Origin of the sequence: Burkholderia glumae LMG 2196 = ATCC 33617, from assembly GCF_000960995.1 — a bacterium.
GTDB classification, from domain to species: Bacteria; Pseudomonadota; Gammaproteobacteria; order Burkholderiales; family Burkholderiaceae; genus Burkholderia; species Burkholderia glumae.
This window is the reverse complement of sequence record NZ_CP009434.1, coordinates 1,024,896-1,038,741: the sequence shown is the minus strand read 5'-3', so window position 1 is coordinate 1,038,741 and position 13,846 is coordinate 1,024,896. Positions and strand designations below refer to the sequence as shown.

General features: G+C 70.6%; 12 protein-coding genes. 9 read left to right on the top strand and 3 right to left on the bottom strand.

The annotated features are described in order from the left end of the window. Positions 1 to 30: 30 nt before the first annotated feature. Genes KS03_RS05720 through KS03_RS05710 form a run of 3 tightly spaced genes read left to right on the top strand, consistent with a single transcriptional unit; the run spans position 31 to position 3,619 of the window. Positions 31 to 936 (top strand): SDR family NAD(P)-dependent oxidoreductase, encoded by a 906-nt coding sequence (locus tag KS03_RS05720; protein ID WP_015877750.1) that lies wholly within the window; start codon positions 31 to 33, stop codon positions 934 to 936. Further along, positions 933 to 2,582 (top strand): flavin-containing monooxygenase, encoded by a 1,650-nt coding sequence (locus KS03_RS05715; protein WP_015877751.1) that lies wholly within the window; start codon positions 933 to 935, stop codon positions 2,580 to 2,582. The genes KS03_RS05720 and KS03_RS05715 overlap by 4 nt, the downstream gene beginning before the upstream one ends. A gap of 5 nt (positions 2,583 to 2,587) precedes the next feature. Next, complete coding sequence (locus tag KS03_RS05710) at positions 2,588 to 3,619, top strand: alpha/beta fold hydrolase (RefSeq protein WP_035981565.1); 1,032 nt, start codon at positions 2,588 to 2,590, stop codon at positions 3,617 to 3,619. A gap of 86 nt (positions 3,620 to 3,705) precedes the next feature. Here KS03_RS05710 and KS03_RS05705 read toward each other — a convergent pair whose 3' ends face one another. Beyond that, entirely contained in the window at positions 3,706 to 5,325 is a 1,620-nt protein-coding gene (locus tag KS03_RS05705) for a methyl-accepting chemotaxis protein (protein ID WP_015877753.1), read from the bottom strand. Positions 5,326 to 5,523: 198 nt separating this feature from the next. Between KS03_RS05705 and KS03_RS05700 the strand changes: the two genes are divergently transcribed. Then, positions 5,524 to 5,925, top strand: a complete 402-nt coding sequence (locus tag KS03_RS05700; RefSeq protein ID WP_015877754.1) for a hypothetical protein — start codon at positions 5,524 to 5,526, stop codon at positions 5,923 to 5,925. Positions 5,926 to 5,981: 56 nt separating this feature from the next. On the opposite strand, the gene KS03_RS05695 is transcribed toward KS03_RS05700, so the two are convergent. Then, positions 5,982 to 7,190: an aspartate aminotransferase type Ic gene (locus KS03_RS05695; RefSeq protein WP_015877755.1), complete on the bottom strand. Its 1,209-nt coding sequence runs from the start codon at positions 7,188 to 7,190 to the stop codon at positions 5,982 to 5,984. Positions 7,191 to 7,321: 131 nt separating this feature from the next. On the opposite strand from KS03_RS05695, the gene KS03_RS05690 reads away from it, so the two are divergent. The 5 genes from KS03_RS05690 (at position 7,322) to otsA (ending at position 12,869) form a co-directional block, all read left to right on the top strand. Further along, positions 7,322 to 8,173 (top strand): LysR substrate-binding domain-containing protein, encoded by an 852-nt coding sequence (locus tag KS03_RS05690; RefSeq protein WP_015877756.1) that lies wholly within the window; start codon positions 7,322 to 7,324, stop codon positions 8,171 to 8,173. Between the two features lie 212 nt (positions 8,174 to 8,385). After that, positions 8,386 to 9,915, top strand: coding sequence for a sensor domain-containing diguanylate cyclase (locus KS03_RS05685; protein WP_015877757.1), 1,530 nt, complete (start codon positions 8,386 to 8,388; stop codon positions 9,913 to 9,915). 223 nt (positions 9,916 to 10,138) lie between these two features. Beyond that, a complete protein-coding gene (locus KS03_RS05680; protein WP_015877758.1) occupies positions 10,139 to 10,597 on the top strand; it encodes a zinc-finger-containing protein in 459 nt (152 codons plus the stop codon). A 264-nt stretch (positions 10,598 to 10,861) separates the two neighbouring features. After that, on the top strand, positions 10,862 to 11,248 hold the full coding sequence (locus KS03_RS05675) for a hypothetical protein (RefSeq protein WP_015877759.1): 387 nt from the start codon (positions 10,862 to 10,864) through the stop codon (positions 11,246 to 11,248). Between the two features lie 214 nt (positions 11,249 to 11,462). Then, positions 11,463 to 12,869, top strand: coding sequence for an alpha,alpha-trehalose-phosphate synthase (UDP-forming) (gene otsA, locus KS03_RS05670; RefSeq protein WP_015877760.1), 1,407 nt, complete (start codon positions 11,463 to 11,465; stop codon positions 12,867 to 12,869). Positions 12,870 to 13,235: 366 nt separating this feature from the next. Here the strand turns inward: otsA and KS03_RS33490 are convergent, their stop codons facing one another. After that, positions 13,236 to 13,832, bottom strand: a complete 597-nt coding sequence (locus KS03_RS33490) for a hypothetical protein (protein ID WP_313899403.1) — start codon at positions 13,830 to 13,832, stop codon at positions 13,236 to 13,238. Between the last annotated feature and the right edge of the window lie 14 nt (positions 13,833 to 13,846).

Sequence of the window (13,846 nt, the reverse complement as noted above, 5' to 3'; positions counted from 1 at the left end):
GGCCGGGCGGCAAGCCCGCAAGGAGCGTCGATGAAGGATTTTTCCAACAAGGTCGCCGCCATTACCGGCGCAGGCTCCGGCATGGGCCGCAGCCTTGCCGTGGAGCTTGCGCGCCGCGGCTGCCACCTCGCCTTGAGCGACATCAACGAGATCGGCCTGGCACAGACCGTCGCGCTGTGCAGCGCGCACGGCGTGCGCGTGAGTTCGCAGCGGCTCGACGTGGCCTCGCGCGAGGCCGTGTTCGGCTGGGCCAAGGCCACGCGCGAGGCGCACGGCCGCGTGAATCTGGTGTTCAACAACGCGGGCGTGTCGCTCGCGGCGCCGGCCGAGCACGTGCGCATCGAGGATTTCGCGTGGATCATGGACATCAACTTCTGGGGTGTCGTGCACGGCACGCAGGCGTTCCTGCCCTACCTGCGCGAATCGGGAGACGGCCACGTGATCAACACCTCGAGCCTGTTCGGGCTCGTCTCGATGCCCACCCAGAGCACCTACAACGCGAGCAAGTTCGCCGTGCGCGGCTTCACCGAGGCGCTGCGCATGGAGCTGGAGCTGGAACGCGCGCCCGTCAGCGCGACCTGCGTGCATCCGGGCGGCGTGGCCACCAACATCGCCACGGCCTCGCGCATCGACGAGCGGATCGCCGCGCTGACGGGCCAGAGCCCCGACGCGCACCGGCGCGCCGCCAACAAGCTGATCGACGCGACCAGCGCCGACGAGGCCGCGCGGCAGATCCTCGCCGGCGTGGCGCGCAACGCGCGGCGCGTGCTGATCGGCGCCGACGCGCGCCGGCTCGACCGGATCGCGCGGCTGTTCGGCGCCGCCTACCAGGTGTTCGTGCTGCGCTTCGTGCGCAGCTCGCGCGAACGCAACCTGCGGCGGCACGGCGCCGGCGCCGCCGCGAACCACTCCGCCGAGACGAGGGACGCGGCATGAGCACCACTCACCTGCCGCGCGAGGCGGCCCACCGCGCCGCGTCGCGCCCGCACGGGCGCGACGCCGATCCCGCCGAGCGCGCGAGCGGCACCGAACCGGCCGAGGCGGCAACCGATTTCGACGTGCTGATCGTGGGGGCGGGCCTGTCCGGCATCGGCGCGGCGCACCATCTGCGCCAGCGCTGCCCGTGGGCCAGCTTCGCGATCCTCGAAAGCCGCGCGACGCTGGGCGGCACCTGGGATCTGTTCCGCTATCCCGGGGTGCGCTCCGACTCCGACATGTTCACGCTCGGCTACAGCTTCCGGCCCTGGCACAGCGACCAAGCGATCGCCGAAGGCGGGACGATCCTCGACTACATTCGCGACACCGCGCGCGAGGCGGACATCGAGCGCACCATCCGTTTCCACCATCGCGTGACGGCCGCGAACTGGGACTCGGCCACGGCACGCTGGCAGGTCGAGGTGCTGCGCGGCGACGGCACCGACGGCCAGCCGCGGCAGGCGCTGCGCTTCACCTGCCGCTTCCTCTACATGTGCAGCGGCTACTACGACTACGAGCAAGGCCACGCGCCTAGCTGGCCGGGCATGGAAAGCTTTCGCGGCCGCATCGTGCATCCGCAGCACTGGCCGCGCGATCTCGACTATGCCGGCAAGCGCGTGGTCGTGATCGGCAGCGGCGCGACGGCGGTCACGCTGGTGCCGTCGATGGCGCGCGAGGCCGCCCATGTCACGATGCTGCAGCGCTCGCCGACCTACATCGTCTCGATGCCGGCGCGCGACAAGCTGGCGGCGCGGCTGCGCCGCTGGCTGCCGGCCGGCCTCGCGCACCGGCTGGTGCGGGTCCGCAACGTGCTGCTGACGATGTCCGTGTACCGGTTCGCGCGGCGCCGCCCCGAGGCGGCCAAGCGTTTCATCCTGCGCGCCGCGAGCCGCCAGCTCGGGCCGGAGTTCGACGTCGCGAAGCATCTGACGCCGCGCTACGCGCCCTGGGACCAGCGGCTGTGCCTGGTGCCCAACGGCGACCTGTTCAAGGCGATCCGCGCCGGCGACGCGTCGATCGCCACCGACGAGATCGAGCGCTTCACGCCGGAGGGCCTGCTGCTGAAAAGCGGCCGCACGCTCGAGGCGGACCTGGTCGTCAGCGCCACCGGGCTCAAGGTGCGCATGCTGGGCGGCGCCACGCTGAGCGTGGACGGGTGCCCCGTCGAGTTCGGCGAGGCCGTGTCGTACAAGGGCATGATGGCAAGCGGCGTGCCGAACCTCGCGACCTCGTTCGGCTACATCAACGCCTCGTGGACCCTGAAGGCCGAGCTGATCGCGCTGTACGTCTGCCGGCTGCTCAACCACATGCGCGCGCACGGCTACGACAGCTGCACGCCCACCCTCGACGACGCCGCCATGCCGCTCGCGCCGGCCGTCGAGCTCAGCTCCGGCTACATCCAGCGCGCGGCCGCGCTGCTGCCGAAGCAGGGCCCGCGCAATCCGTGGAAATCGCACCAGAATTACGCACGCGACCTCGCGCTGCTGCGCTTCGGCTCGCTCGTCGACGGCGCGATGCGCTTCGCGCGGCGGCCGGCGCAAGCCGGCCAGGCCGCCGCGCCGGCCGAGCGTCACGCCGCTTCCGAACCCGCCTACGAGAGAAGGTGAACATCATGATCGTCCAACTGATCGCCGTCGTGCTTGCCCTCTATGCCGTGCTGTTCGCGTTTACGCTGTTCACCGCCCATCAGGTGCGCCGCCGCTTTCCGCCCGAGGGCAAGTTCGTCGAGATCGACGGCGACCGCCTGCATTACGTCGAATACGGCAGCGGCCCGCCGATCGTGATGGTGCATGGCCTGTGCGGGCAACTGCGCAACTTCGTCTACCTGGACCTGGCGCGGCTCGCCCAATCGCATCGCGTGATCCTCGTCGATCGGGCCGGCTCGGGGCGCTCGACGCGCGGCCCCGGCTCGCGCGCGAACGTCTACGCGCAGGCCCGCAGCATCGCACGCTTCATCGAGACGCTCGGCCTCGAGCGGCCCGTGCTGGTGGGCCATTCGCTCGGCGGCGCGATCGCGCTCGCGGTCGGCCTCGACTACCCGGAACGCGTGAGCCGCATCGCGCTGATCGCGCCGCTCACGCACACCGAGACGGCGCCGCCCAAGGCGTTCCGCGGGCTCGCGCTGCGCCCGGCGGCGCTGCGCCGCTTCGCGTCGCTGACGATGGGCATTCCGATCATGATCCTGCAAAGCCGCAAGGCGATCGACGCGATCTTCGCGCCCGAACCGGTGCCGCGCGATTTTCCGCTGAAGGGCGGCGGCCTGATGGGGCTGCGGCCCGAGGCGTTCTACGCGGCCTCGTCGGACTTGGTCGCCGCGCCCGAGGATCTGCCCGACATGGAGCGGCGCTATCCCACGCTCGGCGTGCCGGTCAGCATGCTCTACGGGCGCCAGGATGCGATCCTCGATTTCCACAAGCACGGCGAGGGTCTCAAGCACAAGCTCGGCAGCGTCGAGCTGAGGGCCGTCGACGGCGGCCACATGCTGCCCGTCACGCAGCCCGGCGCGACCACCGACTGGCTGCTCGCGGTGGCCGCGGCGGCCGCCGCGCCGCAGCCCGACGCGGCACGGCCGGAACCGGCGCCGTCCGAGCTCGTGCGGGGCGGCACCGCGCAGCCGGCCGTGCGCCTCGCCACCGGGCGCTGACACCGGCGCGCAACGCGCGAGCGCAACGGCGCGCCGGGCAGCCGGGCAGTTCGTCCGGCCGCCTCGCGCCCCCCGCGAGCCGCGGCTTACGCGAGGCGCGGCTCAATGCCCGGCAGGCGCGCGCCGGCGCCGAACGGCGAGGCCGCCGCCGGATGCAGCACCGCGTCGGCAATCCGGAATATCGACACCGCTTCCTTCAGGCGCTGTGTCTGCTGGTGCAGCGAGGCCGCCGCGGCCGCCGCCTGCTCGACCAGCGCCGCGTTCTGCTGGGTCATCTCGTCCATCTGGTTGACAGCCTGGTTGACCTGGCCGATGCCGGTGCTCTGCTCGTGCGACGAGGCGCTGATCTCCGACATCATCTGCGCGACCCGCTCGATCGAGACCGACACGTTGCGCATCGCCCCGCCCGCGTTCTCGACGAGTTGCGAGCCGCCGCGGATCTGGTTGACCGATTCGCTGATCAGCAACTTGATCTCCTTGGCGGACTGCGCGCTGCGCTGCGCGAGCGAGCGCACCTCGCCGGCCACCACCGCGAAGCCGCGGCCCTGCTCGCCCGCGCGTGCCGCCTCCACGGCGGCGTTCAGCGCCAGGATGTTGGTCTGGAACGCGATGCCGTCGATCACCGAGATGATCTCGGCGATGCGCTCCGAGCTCTGCGCGATGCCGCGCATCTTGTCCACCACCTCGCCCACCACCTGGTTGCCGGTGGCGGTGGCCGACAGCGCGCTCGCCGCGAGTTGATTGGCCTCGCTGGCATGCTGGGCGTTGTGATGCACGTTGGTGGTCAGTTCCTCCATGCTCGCCGCCGTTTCCTCCAGCGAGGCCGCCTGGCTTTCGGTGCGCGAGGAAAGGTCGGCATTGCCGGTGGCGATCTCGTCGGCGCCGAGGTGGATCGCGTCGGCCGCCTCGCGCACGGTCTTGACGGTCCGCGCCACGCTCGCCTGCATGTTGGCGAGGCCGGCGTAGAGGCGGCCGATCTCGTTGCTGCCGCGCAGCGCGATCGGCGTGTCGAGACGCCCGGCGGCGATCCGGTCGAAGTGGCGGCCGGCTTCCTCGAGCGGCTCCACCAGGCCGCGGCGCAGCATCAGGTAGACGAAGGCCGTGACCGCCAGCAGCAGCACCACGATGCCGATCGCCGCGTCGGTAAACAGCGTGAGGCGCGTGTCGATCGCATCGATCGAGGCGTGATTGGCGCGGTCGCCGAACTGCGTGAAGTTGCGCAGCTCGGCCAGGTAGGCATCCTGGAACGACTGCGTCGGCTGGCCGAGGAAGGCCTGGATGTTGCCGGCGTCGAGATACTGCGCGAGTTCGCCCAGCGCCTTGTGATAGGCCTGATAGCGCTCGTTGAGCGCGGCCGCGCGCATCACGTTCTCGTCGTTCAGGGTGGCCGCGGCCATGAAGCTCGCGAAGCTGCGATCGGAGGCGGCCAGCGACTCGCGCGCATGCTGCACGATCGGCACCGGCTCCTCGCCGCCCTTGACCATCCGCGTGCCGGCGCGCGACAGGTTGATGCGCGCGTCCATCAGCAACTGGGTGGCGGCGCTGGCCGCGTTGGACTGCTGGATTGCGATATTCGACAGGTCGGCGACGTCGGCATGGGTGCGCGACAGCGCCCAGCAGCCGAACGCCGCCGTGGCGATCTGGAACACGCAAAACGTAACCAGAACGCATAGCAGGCCGGAAGCGACCTTGATATTGCTGAGCATTTTTGGCACCAGGGGAAGAAAGTACTCGATTCTGGGGAAGGGGCAACGACGGGGTTAACGGCAGGCGCATGCGCCTCTTGAACAGCTTGTCGAACGCCTCTTGACCTGCTTTACGGCCTGCCGGCCCCTGCTCTGCGGGCGCCGGTCGCGCGGCCCGATTACAATGGCGCACTTCGATCCGACACCGGTATTGGCACCATGAAGCAATCGATCGCGGCGGCCTGCGCCGCCGTCCTCACGCTGACGGCCCTGCCCGCGCTGGCCGATGCGCCCGCCATCGCGGCGGCCGCGGGCGAGCCCTGCGCGATCGGCTACGTGACCGGCGTGGCGGGCGCCCCGCAGAGCCTGCGCGAGTATCTGGCGAGCCGCGACCAGGACCGCTTCCGCTACCTGACCGGCAACCCGCTGCAGTGCAAGGTTTCCGACGAAGGGCGCACCTCGGCCTGCGTCGGCGTGACGAGCCTGCGCCACGAGCGCGTCAGCGTCTATGACGACAGCGGCGCCACGACCACCTCCGTGGTCGCGCGCATCGAACTCGACCAGGGCACCTTCCCCGTCATCGTCGACGTGCGTAAGCAGGACCTCAGCTGCGAGAAATGAAGATCCGGCCATGAGCCTCCGGTGACATGCCGCCTGCCGTCAGGCGGCCGCCGCCGTCAATCCAGCTCCAGCGCCCGGCGCACCGACACCGAGATCCCGTTGGCGGCCAGACGCACCGCCTCGAGCGAGGGGAACGACGGCGCGATGCGCAGGTGGCGGTCGTCGGCATCGTCGCCATACGGATACGCGGCACCGGCCGGCGTCAGCACCAGCCCCGCCGCCGCGGCCAGCGCGACCACCCGCTTCGCGTGCCCGGGCGGCACCTGCAGGCTGACGAAATAGCCGCCCTGCGGGCGCGTCCACGCCACGCCGGGCAGCCCGGACAGCCGCGCGGCGAACGCCGCCTCCACCGCCTCGAACTTCGGCCGCAGCAGCGCGCGGTGCCGCGCCATCAGCGCCTCCACGCCGGCCCGGTCGCGCAGCGCATGCACGTGCCGCAACTGGTTGAGCTTGTCCGGTCCGATCGAGCGCGCGCCGGCATGCCGGGCCCACCATTCGACGTTGCGCGGCGACGCGGCGAGGAACGCCACGCCCGCGCCGGCCAGCGTCACCTTCGACAGCGAGGCGAACACGATCGCGCGATCGGGATGGCCGGCCGCCGCGCAGGCCTCGATGACGTTCGGTGTGGTGTGCGGCGTGTCGCCGAGGTGATGAAACCGGTACGCGTCGTCCCACATCAGCACGAAATCGGCTGCTGCGGCCGGCATCGCCGCAAGCCGCCGCACCGTCTCGGCCGAATAGATCGCGCCGGTCGGGTTGCTGTAGAGCGGCACGCACCAGATCCCGCGAATCGACGCGTCGTCGCGCACCAGCGACTCGACCACCGCCATGTCGGGGCCGTCGTCGCGCATCGGCACGGCGATCATGCGGATGCCGAGCGCCTCGCAGACGGTGAAATGCCGGTCGTAGCCGGGCACCGGACACAGCATCGCCGCGCGGCCGTCGCGCCACGCGGTGCCGCCCGGCAGGCCGTGCAGCGCGGCGAACGCGAGCACGTCGTGCATCAGCGCCAGGCTCGAATTGCCGGCCGCCACGACGTGCGCCGCCTCGACACCGAGCAGGGCCGCGCCGAACTCGCGCGCTTCCGGCAGGCCGAGCCCGCCCCCATAATTCCGGCAATCGGTGCCGTCGCGCGCGACGTGGCCGGGGTCGCCCGCCGCCGCGAACAGCTGCGTCGCCAGATCGAGTTGCTCGGGCGCGGGCTTGCCGCGCGAGATGTCGAGGCGCATGCCTCGTTGCCGGAATCCGTCATAGGTCGAAAACATCGATCGTGGCTCCTGCCGCGTCGCGGCGTCTGGGGGCTGTCCAGGAACTACCGGACCAACCAGTATGCGCGCCGGCCATCCATCAGACAAACGAGTTATATTGACGCTTTCAATCAGTTTTTCTGATGATCATGAAGGCACTGGACCTCGACGTGCTGGCCATGGTGGTGGCCGTGGCGGAAGCGGGCAGCTTCGTGCGCGGCGCGGCCCGCGTGCATCGCTCCCAGTCGGCGCTGAGCATGCAGATCCGCGCGCTGGAGCAGTCGCTCGGCAAGTCGCTGTTCGTGCGCGGCCCGCGCAGCGTGATGCCGACGCCCGACGGCGAGACGCTCGTGGCCTACGCCCGCCGCCTGCTGGCGCTGCGCGACGAGGCCTGGGCCGCGATCGTGCATCCGGAGGTGAAGGGGCGCGTGACGATCGGCGTGCCCGACGAGTACGCGTCCTCGCTGCTGCCGCCGGTGCTGCGCAAGTTCTCGGCACGCTATCCGAAGGTGGAGATCCAGGTGGTGTGCCTGCCGAGCCGGGCGCTCGCGCCGCTCCTGAAGGACAACAAGATCGACCTGGCCTGCGTGACGCGCATGCGCGGGCTGAACGGCGCGTTCGTGCGCACCGAGCCGATGGTCTGGGCCGGCCCGCCGTCGGGCGGCGCGGTGTGGGACGAGCGGCCCCTGCCGGTGGCGCTGTTCGGCACCGGCAGCGTGGCGCGCGCCAACGCGATCCGCGCGCTCGAGGCCGTCGGCATCGCGTCTCGCACCTCATACGAAAGCCCGAGCCTGATGGGCCTCTTCAGCATGGTGGAGGCGGGGCTCGCGGTGGCGCCGCTGGCGCGCTGCGCGGTGCCTGCCCACTTCTCGCAGCAGGGACCGGCGCACGGCCTGCCGCCGCTGCCCGATCTCGACATCGTGCTCGCGCGCAGCGCGCGCTCGAACCGGCCGCCGTGCGACTTCCTGGCCGATCAGCTGCTGTCGGACCTGAGCCTCTGACCGGGCGGCGGTCCCGCTCGCGGGCTAAGGGTCTCGCCCCAGGGCCGATGCTGCAGTGCAGCAACGTAAAACAGTGTGCCGCATGCGCCACGAACTGTGTCGAGCCGATCTGGCCGGGCCGTTTTGCTCCGATAATTGATCCCGTCTGCACGCCGCCGCGGCACGCATGCCACGCGCCGCGACGTCGCCCGATCCGTTCCGCCAGCCACTCAATGCCCGATCGCCAGCCCGATTCGCCGCGTCTTCTTTCGAAGATGCATCCCGCGCGCCTGCTGACGCCGAACGGCGTCCTGATCGCCGGCGCGCTGCTGCTGGCGTTCTTCTGGACCCTGAGCGCGCTCGTGCTCTACCAGTCGCGCTCGGACGCCTACCAGCGCGCGCAGAGCAATGCACGCAACCTGGTGCTGGTGCTGGAACGCGACATCGCGCGCAGCATCGAGCAATACGACCTGTCGCTGCAGGCCGTGACGGACGGCATGCGCCAGCCGCAGGTGATGGCGCTGCCGCCGCATCTGCGCAACCTCGTGCTGTTCGATCGCGCCACCACCGGCCGCCATCTCGGCACCATTTACGTGGTCGACGCGCACGGCAACATCGTGCTCGATTCGCGCTCCGACACGCCGCCGGCCGGCAACCTAGCGATGCGGGAGGACGTCGCGATCCATCGCGACCATCCCGGGCTTGGCCTTTACATCAGCCGGCCGTTCGCCTCGCCGATGCACCGCGGCATGCCGATCATCACGCTCACGCGGCGCATCGACAACGCAGACGGCTCGTTCGGCGGCGTGGTGGTGGGCGCGCTCAGCGTCGACTATTTCCGCTCGCTGCTCGACGGGCTGTCGGTCGGCCCGCACGGCTCGGCGTCGGTGATCGGCACCAACGGCGCGCTGATCACGCGGCTGCCGTTCGACCAGGCCATGGTGGGCCGCGACGTCAGCAACACCATCGTGTATCGCAACGCGATGGTCCATCCGTCGGGCTCGGTGGCCGGCTTCGCCAAGCTCGACGGCACCCGCCGGCTCTATGTGTTCCGGCGGCTGTCGACGCTGCCGATCATCGTCAACGTGGCGCCCGCCGAGGACGACATCTACCTGGAATGGCGGCGCCGCGCCGGGTGGCTCGGCCTGATCGTGACGGTGTTCTCGGTCGTCGTGCTGGCCGGCGCGGTGCTGCTGTCGCACGAGCTGCGCCTGCGCCAGAAGGCCGAGCAGCAGTTGCACCGGCTGGTGCGCACCGACGCGCTGACCGGGCTCGGCAACCGTCGCGCGTTCGATGCCACGCTGCACAGCGAATGGTTGCGGGCGCAACGTACCGGCAAGCCGCTGTCGCTGCTGTTCGTCGACATCGACCAGTTCAAGGCCTACAACGATCGCTACGGGCACCCGGCCGGCGACGAGGTGCTGCGCGAGGTGGGCCGCGTGTTGACGCAATGCGTGCGGCGCCCGTCCGACAGCGTGGCGCGCTACGGCGGCGAGGAGTTCGTGGTGACGCTGCCCGAAACCGACGCGGCCGGCGCCACCCACATCGGCGAGCACATGCGCGACTCGATCTACGAACTGGCGATCCCGCACTCGACGAGCCGCCACGGCCGCGTCACCGTCAGCATCGGCGTCGTCACCTCGGGCGACACGCCGGTGGCGAGCGACCTCGCGTTCGTGAGCCTCGCCGATACCGCGCTCTACCACGCGAAAACGGCGGGCCGCAACCGTATCTGCGATCCGCAAGGCGTCGTGCTCGCCTGAGGGGCCGGCTTGCCGGCGATATGCCGGCACCCCGGGCGGCGGCCCGCGGATGGCGGGCCGGCCGACCGCGCCCGGTGCGAGCGCGCCGTGCCGGCCGGCGCGCGGCCGGCATGACGCAGCGCATGCCCCGGCGACCCGGAGCTCGCCCTCGTGCGAACCGCGCGACGAGATCCGTATACTGTGGGCTGGCTCCACTCCGATCCCGCTCGCCCGATCCCCCGCCATGCGCGTTGGCCGCCCCGTTCCCGCCCTGCCTCAACCCGTCTGCAACTATTGCGGCGCGAAGGCGCAACTCGCGCGCTTCGGCGATGCCGCCTATCCGTATCGCGACGAACACGGCGAGCTGTGGATCTGCCCGCCGTGCGACGCCTGGATCGGCGTATTCCCGCGCAGCCGCCGCCACGTGCCGCTCGGCCGCCTGGCGAACGCCGAATTGCGGCAGGCGAAGTCGGACCTGCACGCGGCGCTCGAGCCGCTCGTCGCCGCCAAGATGCGCCGCGACGGCTGCAATGCGTTCGAGGCCCGCGCGCGCGGCATCCGCTGGCTCGCCACCCGGCTCGGCCTCGATCCGGCCAGCTCGATCCATAGCTTCGACGCCGAATCCTGCCGCGCGGCGATCGCGCTGGTCATGGAATTCCTCGCAAGCCGGCAGCGCGGCGAGGGGCCCGGTCCGGCAGGCTGAGGTGCCGGCGTCCGGGCCGGCAAAAGGCTGCCCATCGCTCCATCTTTCAGGCACGCGGTTTGCTACGCTGCGTGTTCGTACCGTTCGCCCCGCACCGTTTCCCAGGCGCGCGCCCTGCCGTCGTTCGCCCGTCGCCGCTGCGCCAGCCGCCGCCGCGCCCGTGTAATCGCATCTTTGCCGAGCCCGGCCGTTTTTTTGCAAGCCGTTTACGCGCACGCGCGTAACGTGGTGGCGTGTTCGTAACCGCGGCTCGCCGCTCCTGTCATGCCCGTCCATCGCACCGCCAGTCCGTCCGCCCCGTCCTCCTCCGCCGCGCCGGCGCTGCGCGCGCGCCGCCCGGTCGCCGGCGTCGGCCCGACGCGCGCCGTCCGGCCCGCCTCGCCGCCGGCCGCGGCCGCCGCCCGCGACGGCGCAGCCCGCGTGCTGCTGCCCGTCACGCTCGAAGGCACCGCCGACTACCTGGGCTCGCAGCGGCGCGCGCTGCTGCGCTCGCCGATCGGCGTCTACGTCTCGCACATCGACGCGCACCGCGACCGGATGGCCGTCTGGTTCGACCTCGCCCGGGCAGACCTGAATTTCGCGATCCACACGCTGCTGACCACGCTGCCCGATGCGACGCTCGGTTGCTTGCGCAAACGCGCGTCTTATTGATGGTGTACGCTGAGCCTATCCGTCGTCCGCTCGCGGCGCGGCGCGCCTAGCATCACGCCGTGCCCGCCCGACGGCACACCCTGCGGCCGTCTCCGCGTGCCGGCCCCGCGCCGCCGGCCCGCCCCGTCCGACCCGCCTCATCCGGCCCGCCCGCGCGACGTGTTCCGCGGGCCGGTCGCGCCATCATTCGCCATCGCTATCAGGAGGTATCTCTGTGGGCCGTCTCATCGTCGTATCGAACCGTACCGCCGACCCGGACAATGAAGCGCCGGGCGGCCTGGCCGTCGCGCTGAACGAGAGTCTGCAGCAGCGCGGCGGCATCTGGTTCGGCTGGAGCGGCAAGCTCACCGAAGCCGACCCGGCTACCCAGCCAGTGCAGACGCGCGAAGTGGGCAACATGCGGCTCGCCACCATCGACATGTCGCAGCGCGACTACGACGCGTTCTATCTCGGCTACTCCAACAACGTGCTCTGGCCGGTGTTCCATTACCGGCTCGACCTCGCCAACTTCGACGTGCAGTTCAGCGACGGCTATCGCCGCGTGAACCGGCTGTTCGCCCAGAAGCTGCTGCCCCTGCTCGAGCCCGACGACGTGCTCTGGGTCCACGACTATCACCTGATCCCGCTCGCCACCGAACTGCGCGCCCAGGGCTGCCGCAACCGCATCGGCTTCTTCCTGCACATCCCCGTGCCGCCGCCGCAGATCATGGCCGCCATCCCCGAACACGAATGGCTGATGCGCTCGCTGTTCGCCTACGACCTGGTCGGCTTCCAGGCGCATACCGACGTCACCCACTTCGTGCGCTACGCCGAGGCCGAGGCCGAGGCGCAACTGATCGACGGCGAGCGGCTGCGCGCCTTCGGCCGCACCATCCGCGTCGGCGCGTTCCCGATCGGCATCGACGTCGACGGCTTCTCGCAGATGGCCACCGACGACGACGGCCTCAACGTCTACGAACAGATGCGCGACGAATACTCGCGCCGCAAGCTGCTGCTCGGCGTGGACCGGCTCGATTACTCGAAAGGGCTGCCGCAGCGCGTGCAGGCGTTCCGCGAAATGCTCGACCGCTACCCGGAAATGCGCCAGAGCGCCACGCTGATCCAGATCGCCGCGCCCAGCCGCGAGGACGTGGACGCCTATGACCAGTTGCGCCAGGAAATGGATTCGCTGTGCGGCTCCGTGAATGGCGACTACGGCGAACTCGACTGGATGCCGGTACGCTACATCCACCGCAGCCTGGACCGCACCTCGCTGCCGGGCCTCTATCGCGCGAGCCGCGTGGCGCTCGTCACGCCGCTGCGCGACGGCATGAACCTGGTGGCCAAGGAATTCATCGCCGCGCAGGACGCGAAGGACCCGGGCGTGCTGGTGCTCTCGCGCTTCGCCGGCGCCGCCGAGCAGCTGACCGACGCGCTGCTCGTGAATCCCTACGACATCCAGGGCACCGCGCGCGCGATCCACGCCGCGCTGACGATGCCGCTGGAGGAACGCGTGCGGCGCCATGCGGCGCTGCTCGAAGAGATCCGCAAGTACGACGTGCATTGGTGGAGCAACGGCTTCCTCGATGCGCTCGACGACGCGCCGATCCCGCCGACGCGACGGCCCGCCGGGCTGGTTTGAAGGCGTAACGCCGCGATCATGCGCGGCGGCGGGCCGCCGTGCGACCGGCGCGGCCGCGCCGCCGGCCCGCCGCTCCTGGCCCTATCGCCGTCCCGCGCTTCGCATCGCATGCCGCGCGCGGCATGCGCTTGCCCGATCCTGCGCGCGCACCGAGTCTCTTGGTCCCGCCCTGGTTGCGCCTGCCACGCGGGTTCCCGGTCCGCGCCTCGCGGGTGCACCACGCCGTCCGGATCGCGGTGGCGCGCCGGCCATATGATCGCCTCCTCGGCACCTCGGACCGTTACGGCGCCGTCGCGCGTGTTACGTAGCACGGGCCGGGAACATCCGGGCGCTGCCGTTGGCGATCCGGCATCCAAGACGCATCTATCACCGCACATTACGGGTTGGAAAGCAGAAAATTCGGCGTATCGCGCCATCCTTGGCTGATAGACGACATGGCTCGACTTTTGCAGCTGCTCGCTCGGGAACATCATTTCCGTGTGAGGACGCCATGTATACGCTACTCAACAAAACCGCGATCGCAGTCGGCATATCGTCGATGCTCGCCCTGCAAGGCTGCGGCGGCAGCGACGCGCTGACGACGCCTAGCGGCGGCCAGCTCGGCGTGCAATCGACGTCGGGCGGCACCTCGGGCCTGATCTCCGGCACGACGTCGGGTGGAACTTCGGGTGGAACTTCGGGTGGAACTTCGGGTGGAACTTCGGGTGGAACTTCGGGCGGGTCTTCGGGTACTTCGGGTACTTCGGGTACTTCGGGTACTTCGGGTACTTCGGGTACTTCGGGTACTTCGGGTACTTCGGGTACTTCGGGCACCTCGGGCACCTCGGGCACCTCGGGCACCTCGGGCACTTCCGGCACTTCCGGCACTTCCGGCACTTCCGGCACCTCGGGCACCTCGGGCACTTCCGGCACCGCCAGCACTCCACTCGGCACGGTTTTCACCCAGCTCGGCAACGTCGTCACCGCGACCGGCCAGA